Origin of the sequence: Pseudomonas sp. NA-150, assembly GCF_044336365.1 — a bacterium.
GTDB lineage: Bacteria > Pseudomonadota > Gammaproteobacteria > Pseudomonadales > Pseudomonadaceae > Aquipseudomonas.
Genome location: NZ_CP172305.1, coordinates 6,279,544 through 6,304,989, shown reverse-complemented (window position 1 = coordinate 6,304,989; position 25,446 = coordinate 6,279,544). Strand labels below are relative to the sequence as shown.

At 60.1% G+C, this 25,446-nt stretch carries 24 protein-coding genes; 3 read left to right on the top strand and 21 right to left on the bottom strand.

Features of this window, described 5'->3' with window-relative positions; translation table 11 throughout:
* The first annotated feature begins 164 nt into the window (after nt 1–164).
* Entirely contained in the window at nt 165–3,308 is a 3,144-nt protein-coding gene (locus tag ACF0H7_RS29360) for a dermonecrotic toxin domain-containing protein (protein WP_397450294.1), read from the top strand.
* Between the two features lie 174 nt (nt 3,309–3,482).
* The gene (hemE, locus tag ACF0H7_RS29355) at nt 3,483–4,550 is read left to right on the top strand and encodes a uroporphyrinogen decarboxylase (RefSeq protein ID WP_397450293.1); all 1,068 of its coding nucleotides are present in this window, start codon (nt 3,483–3,485) and stop codon (nt 4,548–4,550) included.
* A gap of 104 nt (nt 4,551–4,654) precedes the next feature.
* On the opposite strand, the gene ACF0H7_RS29350 is transcribed toward hemE, so the two are convergent.
* Complete coding sequence (locus ACF0H7_RS29350) at nt 4,655–5,869, bottom strand: MFS transporter (protein WP_397454060.1); 1,215 nt, start codon at nt 5,867–5,869, stop codon at nt 4,655–4,657.
* Nucleotides 5,870–6,050: 181 nt separating this feature from the next.
* On the opposite strand from ACF0H7_RS29350, the gene ACF0H7_RS29345 reads away from it, so the two are divergent.
* Nucleotides 6,051–6,953, top strand: a complete 903-nt coding sequence (locus ACF0H7_RS29345; protein WP_397450292.1) for a LysR substrate-binding domain-containing protein — start codon at nt 6,051–6,053, stop codon at nt 6,951–6,953.
* Between the two features lie 176 nt (nt 6,954–7,129).
* Here ACF0H7_RS29345 and ACF0H7_RS29340 read toward each other — a convergent pair whose 3' ends face one another.
* From ACF0H7_RS29340 to ACF0H7_RS29245, 20 genes are read right to left on the bottom strand one after another with little or no spacing between them, the layout of a single operon-like run.
* Nucleotides 7,130–8,356 (bottom strand): beta-ketoacyl-ACP synthase, encoded by a 1,227-nt coding sequence (locus ACF0H7_RS29340; RefSeq protein ID WP_397450291.1) that lies wholly within the window; start codon nt 8,354–8,356, stop codon nt 7,130–7,132.
* The gene (fabG, locus tag ACF0H7_RS29335; protein ID WP_397450290.1) at nt 8,356–9,084 is read right to left on the bottom strand and encodes a 3-oxoacyl-ACP reductase FabG; all 729 of its coding nucleotides are present in this window, start codon (nt 9,082–9,084) and stop codon (nt 8,356–8,358) included. Before fabG ends, ACF0H7_RS29340 begins: the two co-directional genes overlap by 1 nt.
* Nucleotides 9,081–9,536 (bottom strand): 3-hydroxylacyl-ACP dehydratase, encoded by a 456-nt coding sequence (locus tag ACF0H7_RS29330; RefSeq protein ID WP_397450289.1) that lies wholly within the window; start codon nt 9,534–9,536, stop codon nt 9,081–9,083. Before ACF0H7_RS29330 ends, fabG begins: the two co-directional genes overlap by 4 nt.
* A complete protein-coding gene (locus tag ACF0H7_RS29325; protein WP_397450288.1) occupies nt 9,533–10,813 on the bottom strand; it encodes a beta-ketoacyl-[acyl-carrier-protein] synthase family protein in 1,281 nt (426 codons plus the stop codon). Before ACF0H7_RS29325 ends, ACF0H7_RS29330 begins: the two co-directional genes overlap by 4 nt.
* On the bottom strand, nt 10,810–11,298 hold the full coding sequence (locus tag ACF0H7_RS29320; RefSeq protein WP_397450287.1) for a DUF3261 domain-containing protein: 489 nt from the start codon (nt 11,296–11,298) through the stop codon (nt 10,810–10,812). Before ACF0H7_RS29320 ends, ACF0H7_RS29325 begins: the two co-directional genes overlap by 4 nt.
* A complete protein-coding gene (locus tag ACF0H7_RS29315; protein ID WP_397450286.1) occupies nt 11,295–12,029 on the bottom strand; it encodes a class I SAM-dependent methyltransferase in 735 nt (244 codons plus the stop codon). Before ACF0H7_RS29315 ends, ACF0H7_RS29320 begins: the two co-directional genes overlap by 4 nt.
* Nucleotides 12,026–13,273, bottom strand: a complete 1,248-nt coding sequence (locus ACF0H7_RS29310) for an NAD(P)/FAD-dependent oxidoreductase (RefSeq protein WP_397450285.1) — start codon at nt 13,271–13,273, stop codon at nt 12,026–12,028. The genes ACF0H7_RS29315 and ACF0H7_RS29310 overlap by 4 nt, the downstream gene beginning before the upstream one ends.
* Nucleotides 13,264–14,421, bottom strand: coding sequence for a sodium:proton antiporter (locus ACF0H7_RS29305; protein WP_397450284.1), 1,158 nt, complete (start codon nt 14,419–14,421; stop codon nt 13,264–13,266). The genes ACF0H7_RS29310 and ACF0H7_RS29305 overlap by 10 nt, the downstream gene beginning before the upstream one ends.
* A complete protein-coding gene (locus ACF0H7_RS29300; protein WP_397450283.1) occupies nt 14,418–16,787 on the bottom strand; it encodes an MMPL family transporter in 2,370 nt (789 codons plus the stop codon). Before ACF0H7_RS29300 ends, ACF0H7_RS29305 begins: the two co-directional genes overlap by 4 nt.
* Nucleotides 16,759–17,367, bottom strand: coding sequence for an outer membrane lipoprotein carrier protein LolA (locus ACF0H7_RS29295; RefSeq protein ID WP_397450282.1), 609 nt, complete (start codon nt 17,365–17,367; stop codon nt 16,759–16,761). The genes ACF0H7_RS29300 and ACF0H7_RS29295 overlap by 29 nt, the downstream gene beginning before the upstream one ends.
* Nucleotides 17,364–17,789 (bottom strand): acyl-CoA thioesterase, encoded by a 426-nt coding sequence (locus tag ACF0H7_RS29290; RefSeq protein WP_397450281.1) that lies wholly within the window; start codon nt 17,787–17,789, stop codon nt 17,364–17,366. Before ACF0H7_RS29290 ends, ACF0H7_RS29295 begins: the two co-directional genes overlap by 4 nt.
* Complete coding sequence (gene hutH, locus ACF0H7_RS29285; RefSeq protein WP_397450280.1) at nt 17,779–19,326, bottom strand: histidine ammonia-lyase; 1,548 nt, start codon at nt 19,324–19,326, stop codon at nt 17,779–17,781. Before hutH ends, ACF0H7_RS29290 begins: the two co-directional genes overlap by 11 nt.
* Entirely contained in the window at nt 19,307–20,248 is a 942-nt protein-coding gene (locus tag ACF0H7_RS29280; protein ID WP_397450279.1) for a glycosyl transferase, read from the bottom strand. The genes hutH and ACF0H7_RS29280 overlap by 20 nt, the downstream gene beginning before the upstream one ends.
* Complete coding sequence (locus ACF0H7_RS29275; RefSeq protein WP_397450278.1) at nt 20,245–20,979, bottom strand: glycosyltransferase family 2 protein; 735 nt, start codon at nt 20,977–20,979, stop codon at nt 20,245–20,247. Before ACF0H7_RS29275 ends, ACF0H7_RS29280 begins: the two co-directional genes overlap by 4 nt.
* A gap of 55 nt (nt 20,980–21,034) precedes the next feature.
* Nucleotides 21,035–22,714: an AMP-binding protein gene (locus tag ACF0H7_RS29270; RefSeq protein WP_397450277.1), complete on the bottom strand. Its 1,680-nt coding sequence runs from the start codon at nt 22,712–22,714 to the stop codon at nt 21,035–21,037.
* A complete protein-coding gene (locus ACF0H7_RS29265) occupies nt 22,711–23,256 on the bottom strand; it encodes a hypothetical protein (RefSeq protein WP_397450276.1) in 546 nt (181 codons plus the stop codon). The genes ACF0H7_RS29270 and ACF0H7_RS29265 overlap by 4 nt, the downstream gene beginning before the upstream one ends.
* The gene (locus tag ACF0H7_RS29260; RefSeq protein ID WP_397454059.1) at nt 23,253–23,507 is read right to left on the bottom strand and encodes an acyl carrier protein; all 255 of its coding nucleotides are present in this window, start codon (nt 23,505–23,507) and stop codon (nt 23,253–23,255) included. Before ACF0H7_RS29260 ends, ACF0H7_RS29265 begins: the two co-directional genes overlap by 4 nt.
* Nucleotides 23,508–23,531: 24 nt before the next feature.
* Nucleotides 23,532–23,792 (bottom strand): phosphopantetheine-binding protein, encoded by a 261-nt coding sequence (locus ACF0H7_RS29255; protein WP_397450275.1) that lies wholly within the window; start codon nt 23,790–23,792, stop codon nt 23,532–23,534.
* On the bottom strand, nt 23,767–24,579 hold the full coding sequence (locus ACF0H7_RS29250) for a lysophospholipid acyltransferase family protein (RefSeq protein WP_397454057.1): 813 nt from the start codon (nt 24,577–24,579) through the stop codon (nt 23,767–23,769). Before ACF0H7_RS29250 ends, ACF0H7_RS29255 begins: the two co-directional genes overlap by 26 nt.
* Complete coding sequence (locus tag ACF0H7_RS29245; protein WP_397450274.1) at nt 24,555–25,271, bottom strand: beta-ketoacyl synthase chain length factor; 717 nt, start codon at nt 25,269–25,271, stop codon at nt 24,555–24,557. The genes ACF0H7_RS29250 and ACF0H7_RS29245 overlap by 25 nt, the downstream gene beginning before the upstream one ends.
* Between the last annotated feature and the right edge of the window lie 175 nt (nt 25,272–25,446).

Sequence of the window (25,446 nt, the reverse complement as noted above, 5' to 3'; positions counted from 1 at the left end):
TCGAAACGCCCGGACCCTCTGTCCGGGCGTTTTTTTGTGTGCGCGATATATAAAAGTAACGCTTTGCTGTCGTTTCCAACCGTTAGTGTGCGCGCTCGTTCGACAGGGAAGTCAGACGCGTGTCTCGATGATCTCTGTCATTAATACTGCTCTGAGGAACAGAAATGACAGTACCAACCCCCAATGATCCCTTCATGTTTTTTGCCGAAATCATCGCCGGTATTCCGTATGTAAACAGTTTCACCCCCAGCTCGGTTTCCGTACGCGAACAACGGATTCGCGAGCAAGCAGACCGGACGGTCCGGCAATTAATAGATAGCTTTCCGGAACAAGATTTCTTCCCCGAGGAGGGCATGGAGCTGGTGTTTGCCCTCCTCACTCAATTGACGGACTGGCCCGCGAATATCCAACTAAAGATCGCTGATGTGCAGGGCCAAATTCTAGCCAGCTATCTGAAGGGTAACGATGTCAATCATGTTCAGGGCTATGTCGAGTTAATCCAGCACATTGATGGCGACTACTCCGGCGTGGCAGCCGACAGCGTGGATGACAACAATCCAGAGCAACTGTTTCGGCTTATCCTGAGCCAACTTCCATCTGGGTCGACTTTGGGGATAGGGGGCAACTTTCCTGACAGTTCAAGCACCGCCGGCAGGATCGTAACGATTCGTGAGCAAATGGCCGCTTTGGCCAAGTCCGAGCGGGTGCGATTGTTCGATGCATTTCTGGCCGATGTCACTCAGATAAAGAGCGATGTTCAGATCAGCGCAGCCAATCGGTTTCTACCTTTCTGGAGACCACAACCGACTTATCGTTCTTCGATGATGAACTGGTTGCAGGCGCTTGCTCCCGAAATGTCTGTCGAATGGTTTTACGCGCTTTTGGAGCGCTCACCTTTGTCTGAAGCGCAACAACGTGTGGTTGTGGAAGAAGGGACGTTACCTGAGTCGTTTGCATGGGCGCTGAAGCTGGCGATGGAAGAGTGGCGCAGGGACCGTGGGATCGATGGGGTATTACACACCAGAACCTACAACGACGACTCCGACGCGTTGGCGCGGGTATCGGCCGAGAGTCTGTTGGAGACGCTCCTTAAGCGTAAGTTGGTCATTCTCGAGGGGGCCAAGGATCTTGATGGGGCAGAGGATAAGGATGCCACCGATGTCGTGCTGAGGCATAACGGCAACGGGGAGTACAGTGTCCAGGACCCATTCAATAGCGGAATTGCCGAGTTTGGTCAGGGGACTGACAGTTTTTACCGGGCGATCAGCTCGGCACTACAGCCCCATGAGCGACAACTGTTGGGAATGCAAGGCGAAACCGACGTCGCCGGATTGCGGGCAACGATAGGCAATATTGCGATAGATGCCAACGGTGGCTGGTTCGACCCCGAGCGTCCAATGCAGGTGAAAGAGCAGAACTTGCCTGGCAGGATGAAGAGTGCCTCGGTGGTGGACAAGCGCATCTGGAACGATAACTTGCAGGAGTATGTGGGGGCGCTGATGGAGGCGCAGGCCACCGGTCTTCCTGATATCAGCCAATATGGAAACCCAGAGCAAATTCGAGAATACGCGCGCGAGCAGCTTAAGCAGCGTTTGAGCGTGGACCTGGGTTTATCTCTCGATCCGGCGCAGGTGTTTGTCGAGACCACTGAAAGTCGATGGACAGGGAGTCCGGAGGGGCCGCCCGTTGGCAATCAGGCCGGTGAAGGCGAGTTTGAGTACACCACGACTCGTCGTAGCCTCATCCAGTTATGTGTGGAAAGCATCGGTATCGAAGACCTGGATTATTGGATCACTGCTCGCTTCGTCGACAGCAACGATGATCGGATCGCAGGTTTAAGCAAGGACTATGTATACGCACTAGTCCGAGAGCTGAACATCGGCAAGAGCTATACGCAGTTTCTTAAGCAGCGCTTACAGTTATCCGAGCAGGGGCAGTGGAGCCGCGACCGATATGCGCAAATCATGCGCGCACAGATGAGTCTCGATGCCATTGAGGCGAAGATGGCGAATGATTTTAATAGTGGTCATTTGCCTCCCGATAAAGCTGATCGCGGCTACAAATGGGTGAAAGCCGTGCTGGACCACCCCGTTGATGACGGCGGGCGGCCGTTGGTCGAGGGTCATCATATTCAGGTACAACAACTGACAATCAACGGCAGGTCGTTGGACGGGGTCCTGATCTTCGGTCCTGCATCGCGGGAGGCTGTTTCTAGTGTTGTTCTCTATACGCCCCATGTGAAGGACGGTATTCACTTTCATGAATTAAGCGGTCTGGACCAGATTCCAAGCCGGCTTGCGCAAAACCCGCAATACCTTGCTGCGCTTGAAATCCTTCGCAATGAGGGTGTCCATCTAGTGGGCTCGTCATTTAGCGCAACGCCGATACTTGGCGACTTATTCCATTCCACCTACGACTATGAAGTTAGACGGGTACTCGCCGGCGTCGACGCGCAAACCACCAGCACCCCTGAGGCTAATTTAAATAGCGCCTGGAACATTGCGTGTAAGTTGGCCGATATCGTCATCGAATTCGCGCCGTTCAGGGTCAGGTTGCCTATCGCCGCGGCTCGAAGTCTGTATGCCATATCACAAGGCGTACGTGAAGTAAGCTCCGGTGATGCCAATGCCGTCTTGCATTTTGTGCAGGCTGGCCTGTTGCTGGCTGACGGCTTGCCGGGGGGTAAAAGAGTAAAGGCCAAAACTCCCGAGCGCTATCTGGACCCGAGTATGGCATTAACCAAGGTGCCTGACGGGTTGAAGCTGCGCACCGACGGGATCTATAAGGGCGTCTACGAACACAACACACCTGGCTCCTTCACCCGCTTTTACGCTAATGACGCAGGAAAGTGGTTCTCCATCAAATATCACGACGGATTGCGTAGTTGGCAGGTGGCCGATTCTCGAATGCTGAATGCTACCTATCGAACAGCGGTCCGTTTCAACAAGCAAGGACGCTTGGTGCTTTCGCCATCGGGTGCTGGCGGGGGGCGCGACAAGGTGCCGAAGGGCGCGAAGGCCACCAGAAGTCGCGACCGGTCGCCAGACTCTTCCTCCAATGATTCTTTTCCAGCGACTCTTCGGGGGGGAAGGAATTATTCAGGCTGGATACGGAAGGCTTTGTCGAAGGCAGAGAGTTTAAAAAGGCGCAAAAGAAAATCCAGGAGGATCTTGAGGACGCCATCAAAAAAGCCGTTAACAGATACACCATGGATGGCAGAGGGAATCTTCACCCGTCCGAAGGGGGGCTTTACTCTCTGGATCTGCCTCAACTCGGAAGAAGTACCGGACGAGGCGCATGGCGCCTGATGTTCGAGCCACCAAAAAAAGGTGTTTTGAAGGTTCATAGCGTGCGAGACCCTCATTGATCCTGTTGATTAGGGCGTGCGACAAATCGACTCGATAGATAAAAGGCACGGCTCTTGCCGTGCCTTTTGCGTCCGGCTCTGAGAAAATGCTCGCACTTTTTTACCGGATGCCGACATGACTGCCCTGAAGAACGACCGTTTCCTTCGCGCCCTGCTCAAGCAACCCGTCGATGTCACCCCGGTGTGGATGATGCGTCAGGCCGGTCGCTATTTGCCGGAATACCGCGCCAGTCGCGCCAAGGCCGGTGACTTCATGAGCCTGTGCATGAACCCGGAGTTCGCTTGCGAAGTCACGTTGCAGCCGCTGGATCGCTTCCCGCAGCTGGACGCAGCGATCCTGTTCTCGGACATCCTGACCATCCCCGATGCCATGGGCCTGGGCCTGTATTTCGAAACTGGCGAAGGTCCGCGCTTCAAAAAGACCGTCACTACCCTGGCCGACATCGAAGCGTTGCCGATTCCCGATCCGCAGAAAGACCTGGGCTACGTGATGGACGCCGTCAGTACCATCCGCCGCGAACTCAACGGCCGTGTACCGTTGATTGGCTTCGCTGGCAGCCCGTGGACCCTGGCGACCTACATGGTCGAAGGCGGCTCGTCGAAAGATTTCCGCAAATCCAAAGCCATGCTCTACGACAACCCGCAAGCCATGCACCTGCTGCTGGACAAGCTGGCGCAGTCGGTGACGTCGTACCTCAACGGGCAGATCCTTGCTGGCGCGCAAGCCGTGCAGATTTTCGATAGCTGGGGCGGCAGCCTGTCGTCGGCGGCTTATCAGGAGTTTTCACTGGCTTACATGCGCAAGATCGTAGATGGCCTGATCCGCGAACACGACGGGCGCAAAGTGCCGGTCATTGTGTTCACCAAAGGCGGCGGTTTGTGGCTGGAAAGCATTGCCGACTGCGGCGCTGACGCACTGGGCCTGGACTGGACCTGCGACATCGGCCAGGCGCGCCAGCGTGTTGGCGGCAAGGTGTCGCTGCAAGGCAACATGGACCCGACCGTGCTCTACGCGCGTCCGGAAGCCATTCGCACTGAAGTCGCACGCATTCTCGCCAGCTACGGCAGCGGCAGCGGTCACGTATTCAACCTGGGTCACGGCATCACTCCGGAAGTCGATCCGGCCAACGCCGGGGCGTTCATGGAAGCCGTGCACGAGCTCTCTGCGCAATACCACCAGTGACGCCAATCGCGGCGGTGCGCAATCCGACAAGCCCGACGCCTACAGTTGATCGCATTCCCTGTAGGCGTCGGGCTTGCCCGCGATAACGCCGGTGGGGTAAACGACTAAACCTTGGCGTTTACCCCCAACGGCTGCAGCTTCGACAGACGCAACGCCACCATCAGCGCAATGAGCAGCAGCCCGCCAATAAACACACCGATACCGTTCCAGCCAGCGTAATGCCAGGCGAATCCGCCAGCGGTGCCAGCGATGCTGGAGCCTGCGTAATAGCAGAACAGGTACAGCGACGATGCCTGGCCTTTGGCTTTGATAGCTCGCCGGCCGATCCAGCTGCTGGCGACGGAGTGGGCGCCGAAGAAGCCGAAGGTGAACATTAGTACGCCGACGATCACCAGTGGCAGCGGACTGAACATCGACAAGGCGACGCCGGCCAGCATTAGCACGATCACCGACCACAATACTTTGCGGCGCCCGAGTTTGTCGGCCAGTGAGCCGATTTTCGCCGAGCTGTAGATCCCGGACAGGTACACCACGGAAAACAGCCCGACCACTGATTGGCTGAGGTTGTACGGTTCGGCCAGCAAGCGGTAGCCGATATAGTTGAACAGCGTCACGAAGGCGCCCATCAACAGGAAGGCTTCGAGGAACAACCACGGCAAGCCGGCATCGCGAAATTGCAGGGTGAAGCCGTCCAGCAGGACGCGCGGATGCAGCGACCGCGGGCGGAAGTTGCGCGAGGCTGGCAGGAATTTCCAGAACAGCGCAGCGGCGATCATCGCCAGACCACCAATGATCATCATCGCTGTATGCCAGCTAACGTAATCCACCAGCACCCCGATGATCATCCGGCCGCTCATGCCGCCAATGGCGTTGCCGCCGATGTAGAGCCCCATCGCCAGTCCGATGTGCTGTGGGTGGATTTCTTCGCTGAGGTAGGTCATGGCCACGGCAGCCAGGCCGCTGAGCGATAACCCCACCAAGGCGCGCATGACCAGGATGCCTTCCCAGGTCGGCATGATCGCGCCGAGCATGGTGAACAGTGCCGCGCAAAACAATGCAGTGACCATCACTGGTTTGCGTCCGAGGCGATCTGAAATCGGCCCGGTGATCAGCAGACCGATCGCGAGCATGCCGGTGGACACCGAAAGAATCAGGCTGCTTTGTGCGGCGGTGATCGAGAACTCATGGGACAGCACCGGCATCATCGGTTGCACGCAGTACAGCAGGGCGAATGTCGCAAAGCCGCCGGAGAACAGCGCCAGCACCGTGCGAATAAACATCGGCGTGCCTTTTTCGATGAACACATCACCCAGCGCCATCCCGGCATCGTTAACAGGTGAGGACTGAATATCCTGAGGGGGAGACATGACAATGGTTTTCACAATGGACCTCGATGGACGCGAGCGTCAGGCAATGTGAAAAAGAATATAGCTGCCTAACGATTCTATCCAATATATTGTTCGACCTGTTTGATATCTAAAACGACCTAATGGTGAATTCATGGAATTGCGGCATTTGCGCTATTTCATCGCGGTGGCCGAAGAACTGCATTTCGGCAGGGCTGCGCTGGCGCTGGGCATCTCACAACCGCCACTGAGTCAGCAAATTCAGGCGCTGGAGCGTGAGGTGGGCGCGCGCTTGTTCGAGCGGACCAATCGTCGGGTCGAGCTGAGTGAAGCGGGGCGCTTGTTTCTGGCTGAAGCTCGTCTGGTGCTCGCTCAGGTAGACAAAGCTGCCGACGTCGCCCGCCGTGCGCAGTTGGGCGAACTGGGCGAGTTGAAGATCGGCTTTACGGCTTCCGCACCGTTTACCTCCAGTATTCCTCAGGCGATCTTTGCTTTTCGTCAGGCCTTTCCAGCGGTGCATCTAGCATTGCAGGAAATGAGCAGCAAGGAAGTTGCCGAGTCGCTGATGGACGAATCGGTACAAGTGGGGATCATGCGTCCATTGGAGCTACCGGAGTCGTTGGTCGCGGTTGAACTGCTGCGCGAGCCGTTGGTGGCGATCCTCCGTTCCGACCACCCGTTGGCGGCAGGCAGTGAGAAAGGCCTGCATTTATCTGCGATGGCGGCCGAACCGTTTGTGTTTTTCCCGAGAACGTATGGCAGTGGTTTGTATGCGCAGTTATTGAGCCTGGCGCGACAAGCTGGATTCAGTCCGCTGATTACCCAGGAAGCAGGTGAAGCGATGACCATCATTGGGCTGGTAGCGGCGGGGTTGGGCGTAACCGTGTTGCCGGCGTCTTACCAGCGCATGCGGATCGAAGGTGTGGTGTATCGGACCTTGCTGGATGAAGAGGCGAATACGGCGGTCTGGCTGGTGCAGCGCAAGGACCAGCAGTCGCCGATGGCCAGGGCGTTTATCGAATTGGTGACCCAGCGCACGGAGACAGGTGTCGCCTGATGGTTAGTCTGGCCCTGATTTTGTAGGAGCTGCCGCAGGCTGCGATAAGGTCGGAACGACCTTCGCGATGACTATTGTTCGCAGCCTGCGGCAGCTCCTACAGGTTTTGCGCCTGACTCAGGTCCTGAGATTGCTCCTGAATTAGTTGGCGAAGGGCGCGGCGCGGCAAAAGCATTTTATGGCCAGCGACGGAAAATCAGCGAAGTATTAACCCCCCCGAATGCAAAGTTGTTGTTCATCACGAACTGGTTGCTCATGTGTCGAGGCTCGCCCCGCAGGTAGTCCAGTTCGGCACAGCGTGGGTCGACGGCATCGAGGTTGAGGGTGTGGATGTAACGGTCGCGGTTCATCATCTCGATCGAGAACCACGATTCCAGCGCACCACAGGCGCCCAAGGTATGACCGAGAAAGCTCTTCTGCGAACTGATGGGCATCCGCGAACCGAACAGGCTGTGGGTGGCCACGGTTTCGGCGATGTCGCCTTGTTCCGTGGCGGTGCCGTGACCATTCACGTAACCGATGGCTTCGGGCGGCAATTGCGCGTCTTCCAGCGCCAGCTCCATTGCGCGGCGCATGGTGACTTGCTCCGGGCGGGTGGTGTGGGCACCGTCGGCGTTGCTGCCGAAGCCGACGATCTCGGCATGAATCCGCGCGCCTCGGGCCAGGGCGTGTTCCAGTTCTTCCAGCACCAGTATGCCGCCGCCTTCGCCGATCACCAGACCGTCGCGGCCATTGTCGTAAGGGCGCGGGCTGGTGTGTGGGGCGTCGTTTTTCAGGCTGGTGGCGTACAGCGCGTCAAACACCATGGCCTCGGTGGGGCACAACTCTTCCGCGCCGCCAGCGAGCATCAGTGGCAGACGGCCGAACTTGATCGATTCATAGGCATAACCGATGCCTTGGCTGCCGCTGGTGCAGGCGCTGGACGTCGGGATCAAGCGACCGGTCAGGCCGAAGAAGATGCTGATATTCGCCGCCGTAGTGTGCGGCATCATCCGCACGTAGGAGTTGGCGTTCAGGCCCTCCGCCACCGAATTGAGCAGCATGTTGCCGAAGGCTTTGATCTCGTCGGTGCTGCCGGTGGACGAGCCGCAGGCCACGCCCATGCGCCCGTCGCGAATGATCTCGTCACCCAGCAAGCCGGCGTCCAGCAGGGCCTGTTCAGCAGCGCCCACGGCAAGACGTGACACGCGCCCCATACTGCGCAATTGCTTGCGGTTCCAGTGTTTGGGCACCGCGTAATCGTCGATCGGGCCGGCGAGACGAGTGTTGAGTTCAGTGAACCGGTCCCACTCGTCCATCCGCCGAATGCCGCTGCGGTTGGCGTTGAAATTGGCTTCGATGCTGGCCCAGTCACTGCCCAGCGAAGTGATACCGGCCATGCCGGTGACGACGACGCGCTTCATCAGCACAGTCCTCCGTTGACCGCCAGGACCTGGCGGGTGATGTACGAGGCCTCGGCCGACATCAGGAAATTCACGGCACCGGCGACTTCTTCGGGAGTGCCCATGCGTTGTGCGGGAATCATTTTCAGCAGTTCGTCGACCGGCACGTTTTCATCGAGCATCGCGGTGTCGATCAAGCCGGGAGCGACGCAGTTGACCGTGATCTTGCGCTTGCCCAGTTCAATGGCCAGTGCTTTGGCAGCGCCGATGATGCCGGCTTTCGACGCGCTGTAATTGACCTGCCCGCGATTGCCGATCAGCCCGGAAACCGAGGTAATGCAGACAATGCGCCCGGCAGCGCGGCGACGAATCATCGGCATCATCACCGGGTGCAGAACGTTGTAGAAACCGTCGAGGTTGGTGCGCATCACCAGGTCCCAATCCTCGTCGGTCAGCGCCGGAAAGGCGCCGTCACGGGTCAGGCCGGCGTTGCACACCACGCCGTAATAGGCGCCATGGGTTTCCACATCGGCTTCGAGAATGGCTTTGCAGGCGGCACGGTCGGCGACGTCGAATTGCAGGATCCGCGCCTGTTGGCCCAAGGCCTGGATTTCGCCTTGCACGGCTTCAGCCTCGGCACGCCCGCTGCGGCAATGCAGGATCAGGTCATAACCCGCCTGGGCCAGACGCAGCGCGATGGCGCGGCCGATGCCACGGCTGGAGCCGGTGACCAGTATGGATTCAGTCATGAGGGGACTCTTTCGACCAGGTAGTCGGCAATGTTTGGCGGGCTGTATACGTTCAAGCGTGCGCTGGCCTGAATGCCGGGGCCGGTCAGGTGACATTCGAAAACGCCCATGCCGTTATCGTCTTGCAACGAGCGCAGGCCATGGATCGTCAGTTCGGCACCGACCGGGAAATGTTCGACATTGCACTCGAATTTGCGGGTGCCCAGCAGGAATCCGAGTTCCACCGGTTTGCCTTGTTCACGGGCCTGACAACCCGCGTAGGCGGCCACGCTTTGCGCCATGAGTTCGACCCCGACCCACGCTGGCAGGCTGCCATCGGCGCGGTTGAACAAGCCGCCAGGGCGCACGGTCACGCGGGTATGAATCTGTTCTTCATCGAACGCCAAGACGTGATCGATCAGGATCATGTTGCCGGCGTGGGGCAGCAGTTCGGCGAGCGGCCAATCGATCATGGGGCGTCTCCGATAATCAGGCTGATGTTATTGCCGCCGAACGCGAAGGAGTTACTCATCAGGCGACGTGGATGGGGTTGTGGCAGGCATTGGCCCGGCTTGACCCATTCAAGGGCCGGTAATTGCGGATCGGGCTGACCATCCCAGAGATGCGGCGGTAATGCCTGGCGGGTATTGTCCGCAGCCAGGCTCAACCAGCAGAACGCGGCTTCCAGTGCACCGGCAGCGCCGAGGGTGTGGCCGCTCAACGGCTTGGTCGAAGAACAAGGCACGCCGCTGGGAAACACTGCGTTCACGGCGATGCTTTCCATGGCGTCGTTATGCGGCGTCGCGGTGCCGTGCAGGTTCAGGTAGCCGATGGCATCGGCTGTCAGGTCGGCGCTGAGCAGTGCTTTTTGCATGGCCTCGCGCGCGCCACGGCCATTGGGCTCCGGCGCGGAAATATGGTGTGCGTCAGAGCTGGCGCCAGCGCCAAGCAGGGCAATCGGGTTGCTGCCGCTGGATTCGCGGGTCATCAAAAACAGCGCAGCCGCTTCACCAATGTTGATCCCGTTGCGTTGGCTGGAAAACGGATTGCAGCGTTGTTCGGAGAGGGCTTCCAATGCCGAAAACCCGTTCATCGTCAGCCTGCACAAGGTATCCACGCCGCCGCACAGCACGGCGTCGCAGATGCCCATGTCGAGCAGGCGACGCGCGCTGAGCAGGGCCCGGGCACTGGAGGTGCAGGCAGTGGAGATCACATACGCGGGGCCAACGAGTTGCAACCAGGCCGCGAGGAAATTCGCTGGAGCGCCGAGTTCTTGCTGGCGATAGTCGTATTCAGGCGGAAATTGCTGCTCGCGCAGATAAACCGCCAGGCCACTGCTGGCTTCATCGATGCCAGAGGTGCTGGTGCCGAGAATCACGCCGATGCGGCCAGGACCGTAGCGCTTGATCGCGTCCTGGATGTCGCCTTCGATTTGCAGGGCGGCGGCCATCAACAATTGGTTGTTGCGGCTTCGATACTCGGTTGCCGAGCCCTGTAGGAGCGAACTTGTTCGCGAGGCGTTCTGCCTGACATTCCGCGTCAAGTCGCTCGCCAACAAGTTGGCTCCTACAGAATCGGGAATCGCCGGCAACTCACCCAACACCGTACCCACCGGAAAATGCCGGCCCACCACCCAGCCACCATCGTCGAGCATCCCCGGGCTTTCACCGGCAGACAGGTTGCGGGCGATTTCGGTCTTGTCGTTGCCCAAAGCGCAAATAACGCCCAGTGCGTTGAGGTAGGCAGTCATGGAGTGACTTCGCTGTTCAATGGGCTGACGTGGTAGCTCAGCCCTTGGTCCATGTGCAGATCGAAGACCTGCGGTTGGCGGTACTCGACCCGCCAACGGCTGCCGAGATGACGCTGTGCAGTATCAGACAGCGCCGCCGGGTAATTGTCCTGCAACTCAGGGGGCGGCGTCAGGGCGAACAACAGCGCGGCGAACAGTTCGCGCGCCGGTGGGTTGGGCGGCAGCAAGCCATCGGCCTGCCAGTTGCCATCGGTCAGCCGCTGGCGCGCCACGGGAATGCCCAGCGGGTCCATCAGCGACCAGCGCAAGTCAGCGCCTTCCTGCTGAATCACCAACAGCCAATCCTGCGTCTGCCCGGCCTGCTCGCGCTGCACATGCAGTTGCAGCGGCAACGCCAGATGCGGCGTGCCTTGAGGCAACGGCAGGCGGCTGGCGCACGCGCACAGCAGCGCCAGGCAGACGCCAAGCAGCAGGCGGCGAATCATCCTGCGTGACCCTGCACAGGTTTGCGTGCCACCACGTTGACCAGGGTTTCTTCACGCTGACCGAAAGGCGCTGGCTTACGCAAACCCAGGCGCTCCAACAGACCGAAATCCTTCGAGCGACTCCACCACAAATAGGGGTACGACACGTTCTGCGGGCCAAACTCAAAACCCTGGCCACGCAGCATGTCCAGGTACTGTTCGGCGCTCTTTTGCACATGCATCGGATGACGGAACAACCAGCGGATGACCCAGGTGTCGATATACGCCTCTGTAGACTCTGCGAACAGCAGGTAACCACCCGGTTTCAGCACGCGATAGAACTCGGCGAGGGCGTGTTCCTGTTCTACCAGATGGTGAAAGGTCTGATGACAGAACAGCACATCGACGCTGGCGTCCGGCAGTTTCAGGCTCGCACAATCGCTGCCGATCAGCTCGACGTCGAGGCCCAGACGCCGGGCTTCTTCAGCGCTGAGTGTCAGGCTTTGCGGGTCAGCGTCGACGCCCATCAGGCGCGCAGGGGCGAACACTTGCTTGAGATAACGGAAGGATTTGCCCTGACCGCAGCCGGCATCCAGCAACACGGCATCGGCCGGCAGCGGAGTGTCGAACAAGTTGCGCAAGTCGTTGATCGCTACCCGCAACACATGATGCTGCCAGGTATGGCTGCGCAGGAACCAGAAGCCGAAGCGGGTTTCCTCGACGTAATTGTCGCTCAGGTAATCGGCGCTCATTGGGCAGTCCTCGCGCAGATTTCGGCGAGCATACGCAGGCGCCGTTTCGGCTCGCTGACGAATGGATTGCGTTCGTCCCACGCGTAACCGGCAAGGATCGAACTGATCATGGCGCTAATTTCCGGTTGGCGGCCGGCGTAGTAAATGACGTCCTGGAAACTGCCGTCGTACCAGCCTTCGACGTAGGCGCGGAAGGTGTCGACGCCACGCTTCAGCGGCACGGCGAACTCTTTTTGCCAGTCGACACTTTCACCCAGCAACTGGCGATGCAGCACAGCTGCCGCCATGCTCGCTGAACGCATGGCGATGGTCACGCCAGAGGAGAACACCGGGTCGAGAAACTCGGCAGCGTTACCCAACAGCGCAAAGCCGGGGCCGTGCAAGGTTTTCACGTTGGCCGAGTAGCCGCCGATCAAGCGCGCAGGGGTGTCCCAGATTGCTTTGTGCAGCAACGCCTTGAGGTGCGGCGTTTGGTCGATGAAACTGCGCAGGCAGGCGTCCAGATCGTCCGGTTTGTCCTTGAAGCGCTCGGCGGCCGCGACCACGCCCATGGAGCAGCGGCCGTGGCTGAAGGGGATCAGCCAGAACCAGATGTCGCGGTGTTCGGGGTGGGTGCTGATGAGGATTTTTTCACGGTCGAAGGTCGGGCTGTCGATATGGTCTTCGACGTGGGTAAACACCGCCTGACGAATCGGAAAGTTCGACGGTGCTTCGAGGTCGAGCAAGCGCGGCAGCACCCGGCCGTAACCACTGGCATCCAGCACAAAGTCGGCTTCTAGCTGATACTCACTGCCATCTTCGCGGCGCACACTCAACTGTGGTTTGGCTGCCGCGAAATCGGCGGCGACGATTGCCTGCTGATAACGGATTTCCACACCTTGCAGCTCAGCCTGATCGGCCAACAACTTATCGAAAGCCGCACGCTCGACTTGAAAGGTGGTCGGCTTGCCTTTGCTGAAAGTGTCGCCAAAATTGAAGTCGCTGTACTGATCGCGCCAGGCAAAGGCCGCGCCGTTTTTTACTTGGAACCCGGCGGCCTGCACGGCTTCGAGCATGCCGGCTTCCTCGACGAAATCCAGGCAGTGCGAGAGCAGGCTTTCGCCAATGGAAAAGCGTGGGAACAGTTGGCGCTCGATGATCAGCACGTCGTGCCCCTGACGCTTAAGCAGCGCAGCAGCGATGGCGCCGGAAGGGCCGGCGCCGATCACAACGACCTGGCGTCGTTCCATTTCAGCTATTGGCACAAAGGCTCCTTGCCTGTTGGGCTTGGGTTGACAAGAGTTCGGTTCATGCCCGCGAGCGCGGGCATCAGCGTGGCGATCAAGCCCATCAACATCAGCGCGAAGTACAGCGCCGGGCTGATCAACTGTTGTTGCAGCAACAGGTTGAGAAAGACGATCTCACTCAAGCCGCGAATATTCAGCAGCAGGCTTTCACGCCAGCGGCTGGCGCCTGCAAACGATGGCGTGGCCCAGCGCAGGCCGAGCCAGTTGCCCAGGACTTTGCTGGCGATGGGCAGCAGCAACAACGCAGTCAGTGGCAGCCAGCCGAGGCTGTCGACAGCGCTGTGAATGTTGATCTGCACAATGCCGAACGTCAGGATCAGCGGGATGGCCAGATAGTTTTGCAGACACTTGAACAGTCCGGCCCGCATTGGCAGTAAAAACGGCATCTTGAGCCGGGCCATGCAAAACAGATAGCCAATGCCGAAGATCAGCGCGTTGAGCTTGTAGTGTTCGGCAACCACCAATAGCAAGAAAAAGCTCAGGCTGTAGAGCAAGGGCTGGCGCAGGCGCAGTACCCAAAACACTAATGGCAAGCAGGCGCCGAGCAGGGGTATTAACAGGCTGTTCAGGTGCAGGCTGCCTTGGGCGACGCCGAATATCGTCCAGCACGTCAGGTCGATCAGGATTGCGGTTTGCACCAGACGCCGAGTGGCGGCGGGCGGGTAACCGATGTGCAGCAGGTACAGGTACAGCACCGGAATGGCGGTGATGGCAAACACCAGGCCCACCGCCAGCGAACTCAGCCACGGTTGTGTCGGCAGTATCCAGAAGGCGCAGGCCAGTCCGCAGACGAAGGGTACGCAAAAACTGGGCAGCGCGATCTTCAGACTCTGCCGATCCATGCGCAGCTCGATCACGTCGCTGAGAATATTGCCGAGCAGCATGGCAAAACCGAGGCTGTACAGGTTATGCAGCCACACGGGCGCTACCAGTTGCGCGCCGCTGAGCTGCCAGTGCGGTTCGATCCACACCAGCATCAGCAACGGGATGCCAAAGGTCGCCAGTAACAGCTGGCTGACGATCGGAATCAACCCCAGGCGCTGCCCCAGCCAGGTCGCCAGCGCAAACAGCAGCAGGGCCAGCAGCCAGAACAGAACGATGCTCATGCTTCAACCTCGGCGACGACTGCCGCGTGCGTTTGCTGCCCGGCCCACGGCGCGAGCATGAAGCTGAAGGCCAGGCCAAGGCTCACGGACAGTCCGAAGTTGCTGATCGCCGGGGTGCTGGAAACCGCCAGCAGGCCGAAGGACAGCCAAGTGGTGGCGGCGGCGAGCAAGGTGCCGAGCAGGCTGACCGCCGCGCCGCCGACCTGCTCGCGCATCAGGATCGCGTAGTCAACGCTGATCGCCGTGACCAACAGCAAGCCGAACAAACTGAACAAGGTCAGTGGCTGGCCCAGCCAACCAAGGCTGGCGAGGCTGCACAAGGCGGCCAGCAATGGCAGGGCGATCACCCGCAGCGCGCCTTTAAGCCCGAACGGCAGGATCAACAACAGCACGATCAAGCCGCAAGACAGCAGTTTCAACTCCGCCGCGCTGATTTGCGTTGCGGCGAACACATTGTTCAAATCGCCAAGGCGATCCACCAGTTGTACGCCCTCCAGCCCCAGTGCTTGTACGCGTAGCAGCGCAGCATTGTTCAAGCCTTGCAGGCTGACCATGCCCGCCACGCCGTTCTGCGTTTTGCCCAACCACAACGTGCGCCAAGGCTCGCCCAACGGCCCGGCCAGCGCGGTGTCAATGTCTTGCACTGGCAACATCTGCAAGCGTGCCAGCTCGGTTTGCAACGCATCTTCCGGCACCCCGACGTCGGTCAGCGGTTTCCAGAACAGCGGCAGATGGCTCAGCGCATCGTGCAGTCGCAATTGTTCGCTGGGCGGGCTGAGCAGTTGGCTCAGGGCCAGATAGCCTTGCAGCTTGTCGAGGCTGACCAGTTGATCGAGGCGCTGAGTCAGCGCGGCCTGACGCTCCAGCAGCTGTTGTTGATCCGCCGCGCGCACCAGGAAAAACTGGCTGGTCGGTTGGTAACCGGTAATCCGCGCGATCGATTGCGCTTCGGCGGTCAACTGCGGTGGCGCCGAGACCCATTGGCGGATGTCGTTCTTTGTGGTCAGTTGCCACAGCCCGGCGGCGCAGAACAGCATCAACAGGACAAACAACACCGGCGTTTTGAAGCGCAACAGCAGCGCGCTGCGAACCGCCAACAGGCATTCGGCAATCCGCAGCGGCCATTGCGCGGGACGCAGTTCAAGGTTGTTGAACAGTGCCGGCAGTAAGCACACCGCCGTCAGATAAGCGCCCACCAAGCCCGCGGCGGAAAACACGGCGATCTGCGTGAGTGCGGGGAACGGCGTCCAGGCGAGCGCCAGATAACCGATGCAGCTAGTGACCAGGCTGAGGCTCAGACCGGACAGCGTCAGGCGCAAGGCCGACCAACTGCGCCAGGATTTCATGCTCCAGCCTTTCGACAGGTAGTGCAGCGGGTAATCCACGGCCACACCGATGAGGCTGGAACCCAGCACCAGGGTTATCACGTGCATATGGCCGAACAGCGCGACGCAGCTCACGGCGCCGAACAGCATGCCGACCACCACCGGGATGAACGCCAGCAGCACCCGCCAGCGGCGGAAGGCCAACAGCAGCAACAGCAAAATACCCAGCGTGGCACCGCCACCGACCCAGGTGATTTCCCGCGTTGCCTGGCGCTGACCGTTGGCGGCATACAGCAAGCCGCTGGCGGCGAGCAATTGTCCATCGGCTTGCCCTGCTTGTTCGCGGGCCTTGTTCAGCAAGTCCTCGACCTGCATTGGCAGGTGCATGTCGAATGCGTTGCCCTTGGTACGCGCACGCAGCAACACCCAGCTTTTGCCGTCTGCGGTAGCGATCAGTGCGCCGCTGCCGATATCCAGTTGCACCGAGCCATGCTGTGGCTGGCTGTTTTGGATGCGTCCGGTCAGGCCGAGCCAGTCATCCTGGCTGGGCACCAGACTGAAACCGGTGAAGGGGTCGAACAGGCTTTCTACCCGTTGCTGGATAAAGGCCTGGGGTTGTTCGATCAGCTGCGTGCGGTCCGTTGGCGACAGCATCGCCAGTCGACCCTGGAGCAATTGCTGGCGCAGACCGGGGAGGTCGGCTTGCAGGTTCCACTGGACCTTTTCGAACAAGCCGCTGGCCTGCCATTGCTCGCCCAACTGTTGAGCCAAATCAATGGCGTGCTGCCGATCCGCATGACCGACCAGTACCAGCATTTCGCGATTGAGCGGTTCTTGCATGCGTTCTTCGGCACGCAACTCCAGCGCGTCCGGGCTTGACCCGGGCACCAGCTCCATCAGGTTGGCCGACAGCGGAGGACCATTGCGCCATTGCCAGCCCGCGAGCGCCAGCACTGCCAGCAACAGCAGTAAAAACAGGCGCGGCAGTCGGCGCTCGAGCACCGTCCAACGGTCAGTCGACAAAGTCGTGGTGCTCCGCATCGCTCAAGCTTTCAGCACTGCTGCTGTCGATCATGCGCAGTACCGTACTGTCGCCTTGGGTTTCCAGCAACTCGATGCGCTGCACCAGTTCGCCGCCATCGATGTTGATCTGTTTGAACACTTGTTGCAGCAGTAACGAGCGAGGAATCAGGGTCAGTTGCCAGGCCTGGGCATCGCCCTTGAGTTGCAGCTCGAAATCACGTTGCAGGCCGCTGCTGTCGCCTTGCAGCACGGCGAGGAACAAACGGTTCTGCTCGGCGCCGGCGCTCTTGTTCGGCAGCACTTGCCAACCGTTGGTATCGCGTCGGGCGATGCCGGTGGCGTTGATCCGATAGTCCTGCTTCAGCGGAGTCGCCAGCAGCCACAGCAGGCCATAGTCCTTGGCCAGCACGAACTTGCCTTTGCTGGTCAGCGGCTGTGGCAGGGCGCGCAGGTGTTTTTCCTGAATGAAGTCACCGTGGATCACTGCCGGCTTGGCCAATTGCACGCTCAACTGCTGCAAATCGAAGGCGTTGGCCAGCGACGACAGGCAGCTCAGTGCCAGGACACACAGCGCGCGGCTCAAGGTTTTCGCAGTCATTGCAGGGCTCTCTGTACAGCGTCGATGAATACTTGGGGCGACACCAGTTGCATCTCGCGGCTGGCGATCTCCACCGCCACTTGCACGGTCATGGCGCGGGTCAGGCGTTCGCCGGTCGCCGCGTCGGTAATCAGGTAATTGATCTTCAGGCGATTTTCCCACTCCACCAGACTGGCGCGCACGTTCAGTCGTTGGCCGAACACTGCACCGCGCACGTAGCGCAATTGCAGGTCGATCACGGGCCACGCATAACCGGCCTCGCGCATCTGCGCGTAATTGTGATCCAGTTGGTCGAGCAGCGCGCAGCGCGCCACTTCGAGGTATTTCACGTAATGGCCGTGCCAGACAACGTTCATCATGTCGATGTCGAAAAACGGCACCGACACTTCCGTGTCTACGTGGATCAGGCCTTTACTGCGCATGCAGCCTCCAGTGGCGTTCAGCGATGCGCTTCAGGCACAGGCGCAGTTCGCCTTCCAGTGCGCGGTCTTCGATCACGGGCGGAAAGTCCGCGCGCAGTTGCTCGTGCATGGCAGCCAGGGCTGGCGGCAGTGGGCGTGCGTCCTCGGCCTGGCTGCGCAACCACACGCCCTGATTGGCGGCGAGCAAGCTTGCGGCAGCGACTTGTTCAGTCAGCTCCAGTACACGGATGGCGTCACGGGCGGCGATGGTGCCCATGCTGACTTTGTCTTGATTGTGACACTCGGTGGAGCGCGAGAACACGCTGGCGGGCATGGTGTTTTTCAGCGCTTCGGCAGTCCAGGCGCTGGTGCCAATCTGCACCGCTTTGAAGCCGTGGTTGATCATCGCTCGCTCTGCGCTGGCGCCGGACAGGTTGCTCGGCAGGCCGTGGTTGTAACGCACGTCTACCAGCAGCGCCAATTGTCGATCCAACAGGTCAGCGACGTTGGCCACCAGGGTTTTCAGGCTGTCCATGGCGAACGCGATGTGGCCACCGTAGAAGTGGCCGCCATGCAGCACGCGCTCCTCTTCGGCATCGATGATCGGGTTGTCGTTGGCGCTGTTCAATTCGATTTCGATGAACGAGCGCAGCCAGTTCAGGCTGTCAGCCAACACGCCCAGCACGTGGGGTGCGCAGCGCAGGGAGTAGCGATCCTGCAAGCGATGCAGGGGTGCGGTCGGGGCGTCGATGGCCAGGTCCTGGCGGATCCAGGCAGCGACTTGCATCTGCCCCGGATGAGGCTTGGCAGCGAACAGGCGTTCGTCGAAGTGCTCGGGGTTGCCCTGCAATGCAACGACGTTCATCGCGGTAATACGCGTGGCCAGTTGCAGCAGGTAATCGGCGCGGGAAAAAGCCAGACAAGCGATACCGGTCATCACTGCCGTGCCGTTCATCAGCGCCAGGGCTTCTTTCGGCCGCAACACCAACGGGTCCCAACCCAACTGACGATGCACGTCACTGGCATCGCGGCGTTCGCCACGGAACATCACTTCGCGCTCGCCGGACAGGGTCGCTGCGACGTAGGACAGCGGCGTCAAATCGCCACTGGCGCCGACCGAGCCTTCTTCCGGAATCAGCGGCAGGATGTCCTGGTCGAGAAACGCTTGCAGGCGTTCCAGCAACTCCACGCGCACACCCGAAACGCCCTGACACAGCGACTGCAAACGCGCCGCCAGCACCGCACGAGTGGCTTGGGCATCGAGCATCTTGCCGAGGCCGCAACCGTGAAAGGTGTACAGATGACGCGGCAGGGCTTCGACGTGTTGCAGTGGCACTGCGACTACGCAGGAGTCGCCGTAACCGGTGGTCACGCCATAGATCACGCCTTCCTTGTCCAGCAGCGAGTCGAGGAATTGCGCGCCTTTGGCGATGCGCTGGCGGAACGCGGTGTCACTCTGCAATTGGGTCGGTGCTTGACGATTGGCCAGTGCCAACACGTGCTCAATCTGCAAAGGTCGCTCGCCGAAGGTTACGCTGTCAAACACTTGGGTCGTCATGGGATTTCCAGAAAGGGTAGAAATTGAACCATTGCTGCGGTGCCTCAAGGCAGTAGTGGCCGAGGCGTTCGGCGTAGCGCTGGGTGTGTTCGGCGATCACTTGTTGTCGATCACTGCGGCGCCATTGGATGGCATCGGCGAAGGGTTCGAGAATCACTCGATAACCGTTGGCGCCTTTGAGACAAAAAATCAGGTTGATTGGGCATTTCAGCAGCCCGGCCAGCAGCCACGGGCCTTGCGGGAACGCTGCGGGGTGGCCAAGAAAGTCCACCTTCACGTGACGCCCGCCATGCAGCGGCACGCGGTCGCCGGCGATGGCCAGCCATTCGCCGTCGTCCAGGCGCTGACTCAGTTGCAGCATGGTTGCCGGGTCCAGTTCGCTGACCTGAACCAAGCGCAAGTTGGTCGCGCCAGCTTCGCCCAACAGGCGATTGAAGCGCTCGGCGTGCTTGGTGTGGACCAGCACGTTCATGGTGACCCGTTCGCCCAGCTCGGCCAGCGCGCGACAGACTTCCAGATTGCCGAGGTGTGTGCCCACCAGCATCTGCCCTCGCCCGCCGCTGCGCAGTTGCGGTCGTAACAGCGCGTTGTCGACGATCTCGAGTTGCTCCAGCCGCAGCTTGCCGTTCCACACGTCAAGCTTGTCGAGCAATGCATCGGCAAACGCCATGAACTGCTTGAACACTCGCCAGCGCGTCGGTTGCAGCGTGGATTTTCCGCTCCAGTCCGCCAGGTATTGCTGGTATTGCCAGGCGCTCTGCCGGGCGCCGCGACCGAACATGAAGAAGTACAGCACGATGCCGTGCAGCACGGGACTCAACACCCGGCGACCAAGAATGCGCACCCCCCAGGCGGTGAGCTTCATCAGCGCGAAACTGCCGCGTTCCTCCTGATCGGCCCAATGCTGTTTCGATTCGCTCATGGCAACCACCGTCGCCACAGAATCAGCGGCAGACGACCCAACATGCCGAAGAACAGCTTGGTGTGCATCTTCGAGATCAGTGCGTTGTCGTGGATCATGCGAAAGTGCGACAGACCGTCCTGTGGGTAGTGAACCTTGGTTGGCAACCAGTGCATCGGCTGATTGCGCCATGACAGGCGCACGAGAATTTCTGTGTCGAAGTCCATGCGCTTACCCAGTTGTACGGTGTTGATCAGGTGCAGCGTGGGCGCCAAGGGATAAACCCGGAAACCGCACATCGAATCGGGAATCTGCAACGACAAGCTGTTGATCCAGACCCAGACGTGGGTCAAGTAACGCGCATACAGACGTACCTTGGGCACGCTGGCATCGTATAGCGGGTAGCCGCAGATCAACGACTGTGGGTGACTGCGCGAGGCGTCGAGAAACAGCGCGATGTCGTTCAGATCGTGCTGGCCGTCGGCATCCACTTGCAGCGCATGGCTGAACCCCAGGCGCGCCGCCTCGCGCAACCCGACCATGACCGCGCCGCCCTTGCCTTGGTTAACGGCCAATTGCACCAGATAGACCTTGTCTTGCTCGGCCAGGGAGCGCAATACGCCAGCACAGTCAGGGCTGCTGCCGTCGTCCACTAGCACGCAGGGCAGGCCGGCGTTGAGTAATTCATGCACTACGGCAGGCACGGCCAGTTCGTGGTTATAGACCGGAATGATGGCGCAGGGGTTATGCATGGCCGGCTCTTGGGCAAGGGATATTGGGGCAGGCATACAAGGATATTGTGAAGGCTTATGCATGCGCAGCCTCCAGCAATATCCGCCCGCTGGCGCACGCCGCATCGCCATTACGGTAGGTGAAGTGCAATTTGCTGCGTGCTGCATCGAAGCGCAGGGTCAGGGTGATCAGGTCGCCGGGACGGACCAGTTGCTGAAACTTGAGCACTTCCATGCCGGCGAAACGCGGCGGCAATTCCAATAACTGTTGGCCAAGGCTCAACGCCCAATCGACCTGGACGACGCCAGGCAGCACAGGCGCCTGTGGGAAATGTCCGCTGAAATACGCCAGGTCTGGCGGGATCATCAGCTCCAGGCGCAATTCCTCATCAATGTGTTGCTGGTTGATGAGCTCGGGTTCCTGGGGGCGCGGAGCCAGCAGCAACGCCTCGACCTTGGCCTGTGGCAATTTACCTTGGGCGTTGAACGGCAATTGCCGCAATAACCGCCAGCGACGCGGCAGGGCGATGGTTTCGCAATGCGGGCGCAGATGTTCACGCAGTTGCTCGGTCAGTGCGCGCCGGCCGTGATTACGCAATGTATGCAGACCGCTGGCGCTGAGCACCACCAGCACACCGAGTGACGCTCGGTTTTCCCGGACCATGCCCAGACGGGCTTCGCGGACCCACTCGTGACTTTCCAGCGCCCGCTCCAGTAGCGGCAAAGACACCCGTTTATCTTCGAGTTTGACGATACGGTCCAGTCGACCCAGCAGCTCGAAGCGCCCGTCGTCCTGGAAGCGAGCTGCGTCGGCGCTGTGCTCGATATGTCCGACGGGCAAGTAAGGCGATTCGATGACCAGGGCGCCGTCGCTGTCCTGGCTCAGTTGGATACCTTCAAAGGCCTGCCACAGCGTGTCCCCTTGGCGCCAGGCAATACCGCCGGTCTCCGAGCTGCCGAGAATCTCGCTTGGCCATTGGCCCAGGCGCTGATACAGCTCTTGCGCAGCTTCGATCGGCAAGGCACCGCCAGAGGAAAACACCCGACGCACCGCGCTCATGGCCGACCAATCCAGGTTATCGCCCATGCGTTTGAGTAGCGCGGGGCTGGCCACCCAGGCAAATACCGGGTGTTCACGGCTGATTCGCTGCAAGTCTTCAGGAAATGGCAGCTGTTTGCGCACAAAGGTCCGACCGGCACACAACGGCCACAGCACGCGGAACAGCAAGCCGTAGATGTGTTGCGTGGCGACGCTGCCGATGATGCAGGCCGTACCGAGGTCCGTGCCCCACAGGCGCTCCAGAGTGTTGACCTCATTGGCGATCTGCCACAGGCGTTTTTCGATCAGCTTGGGTTCACCGCTGGAACCGGAGGTACACAGGCTCAGACGGCAGGCGTCGAGGTCCAGCGTGGCGGGCGACAGTGGGGCTGCGAGCAACGCGTCCAGTTGCACATCGTCGGCTTGATCGCTGAGCCACAGGTCGACTTCGCTTGACCAGCGGGCACGGGTTTGCGCCTGCAGGTCGGCAGGCAAGAGTACGCTGACACCCGCGCGCCAGGCACCGAACAAGGCCACGGCCAACTCACCGGCATCTTCCAGATGCAAAGCCAGGCGCGTGACGCCGCGTGCGCGCAAACCGCCAGCCACGCGCAATGCCCGATCAACGAAGCTTGCGTGATCAAGCAGCGGCGCCGTGGTCAGCGCGCGGGACGGTAAAGCCTCAAGCAACAGATGCTCAAGTGATATCCAATTCATGCGCGTCCTCGTACACGTTGGCGCACCAGCCATTCGCCAGCAAACAACAGGCCCATCAGGCCGTAGGAAATCAGGCCGTTGTACAGCGTCCACCAGCTCAGTGGCGCCCACAGGGTCAGCGCTGCCGCGATCGACGCGTTGCCCAGAAAAAACAGACACCAGACCTGGGTGACCTGACGCGTATAGCGGATCGCGACCTCCGGCAGTTCGGGGTCGGTCAGGCGCGCCAGGCGCTCAATCACGGGTGGGCCGAAAATCAGGCTGATGCCGAACACGCTGAGCATGAACAGGCTGCTCAGCACCGGATACCAACGCAGCATCAACGGGCTGTCGAACACCCCGAGCAATACGCAGAATCCGACCGCAAATACCGCCATCCATACGTTGCCCGGCCGCCGTTCACCCACCAGCCCGCGCGCCAGCCACAGTGCGCCCAGCAACAATGCAAACTGCCAGGGAGCGAAATGGCCAAGGCCGAAATACACGGCGAAAGGATAAAGAACCCCCGCCAGCAACAGGCCGAGGCCAACCAACCGGCTCATGCGGCGGGGTTGACCAGACGGTAGACCGCCTCGACCACGTCGTTGACGGTGCGTACGGATTTGAACTCTTCAGCAGCGATTTTCTTGCCGGTCTTGCGCTTGATGTGGTCGATCAGGTCCACGGCGTCAATGCTGTCGATTTCCAGATCCTGATACAGGTTGGACTCCAGATGGACGCGCTCCGGCTCGAGCTCGAACAGCTCGACCAGCGCCGTGCGCAAGGTGTCGAAAATGTCTTCGCGGGTTTGCATTACAGCGTCTTGCACGGTCATTTTTCAGGCCACTCTTCTGGCGCTGACAAAGGCCGCAAGGCTGTCCACGCTGGTGAAATGGTTGCGGGTGTCATTGGCGTCAGCGTCGATTTTGATGCCATAGCGCTTCTGGATGGCCAGACCCAACTCCAGAGCGTCTACCGAATCCAGGCCCAGACCTTCGCCGAACAGTGTCTGGTCGTTGCCGATATCTTGAGCGCTGATGTCTTCGAGGCCCAGGGCGTCGATGATCAACTGTTTAATTTCCAGGTGCAGATCGCTCATCTTTGGCGAGCTCCTTTACAAAATACTGATGCAAATATTGATTGAGCATGCGCGAGGCGACAGGCGCCGGGCCCAGCGCAGCGAAGGCTTGTGGATCTATATCGGCACCGACGCGCAAACTGAAGTGCACGCGGCGTTGGGGAATGCGATACCAGGGTTCGGCCTTGGTCAGGGTGGTTGGGCAGACCTGAATCGTGACCGGGGTGACAAGTTTCGCACCCCTGAGGGCAATTGCGGCGCCGCCACGATGAAAGGCGGGTGTCTGCCCAGGCGGGGTGCGTGTGCCTTCCGGGAAAATAATCAGCGTCTGCCCGCCTTTTAGAGCGTCTGCGGCGGCGTCGAGCATGTCCATGCTGCCGTCGTTACTGATGTAGTCAGTGGCGCGCACGGTCCTATGGGTGAACGGGTTTTGCCACAGGCTCTGTTTCACCACGCAGTTGGCATCGCGGATCAGACCGATCAGGAACACCACATCAATCAACGACGGGTGGTTGGCGATGACCATCTGTCCTGGACGGCCGAGTCTTTCGGCGCCCTGAACCTCGTAGGTCAGCACGCCGGTGCGCGCCATGAAGCGGATGAACAGCCAGAACAGGCGGCTGACAGTGCGCCGAGCCCGCAGCCGACGGCTCAATCGGTTGCCGGGGAGCAGTGTCAGCAGTGGAAAAATTATAAGTCGCAGGCACAAGCCGCCCAACCCGAAAAGGGCAAAACTGAGAGCAGTAGCAAACAGTCGCCAGTAATAGGCGTCGCGGGTTTTCGTCAGGGTTGTCGTTGCCAGTTCCACAGCCGTTTGTTCCATGAATGTTGGCACAAGGTTTGCGCGCTCAATAACGTGCGCAGCAAGTTCAGCGCGTGAGGCCATTCGGCGTCAGGCAGGCTCCCGGTTCCAGTGTCGAGGGAAAGTTGCCAGTCGCTGCCCGGCGTCAGTAACAACCCCACTGCGTAGGGGAAGGGCACGTCATCGACCCAGTCGGAATAAGCCTGTGGCGGCTGGTCCTCGGTCACGATCAGCAAGACCGCAGATGCTCCCTCGGCGAGCAAGGCGCACGCTTCGACAACGCCGTGTTCCAGGCCATCGCCAGCCGCCGCCAGGGCGGTCATTTCGCTGGTTTCACCTCGCATGATCGACCACAGGCCAATCACGGCGTTGTGCACCGAGAGACTGAATTGAGTAGGTGACAGCGGCTGATCTGCAGCGAGGTCGCGCAAGATATCAAAGGTACGTGGCGTTTCGCCATGGCGGGAGACGAATACCAATGGCAAGTGCTGATGACCTTCGGCTAATGGCCAGCCGACGCTGAATGCCATTCGTGCCAAGCGGCTCAAGCGCCTGCGCTGCATGGCTGGCAAAAACGAGACGTCCGGTGTCGCGTCGCTCTGGTCAATGACGGATGGGTTGAGGCACCACTGTTGCCAGTCGTCGGCGGTGTCTAGGCCGGGTGCCCAAGCGCGCCATTGTGCAATGTTGAACATCATGACGAATTCTTTCCCACCCCTGCGGGCTAACTTTTCGTCCGGGTTTCCGAACGGCACCAACCTTGGCGGGGCGCAAGCGCCTAGTGGCAACCATTATCCCGGTGGCGCTCACCAGTAGCAAATCCAGTTACAAATTGTTGGTTTACAGATTTCGATTGTTGCGCTTTAGCCAGTA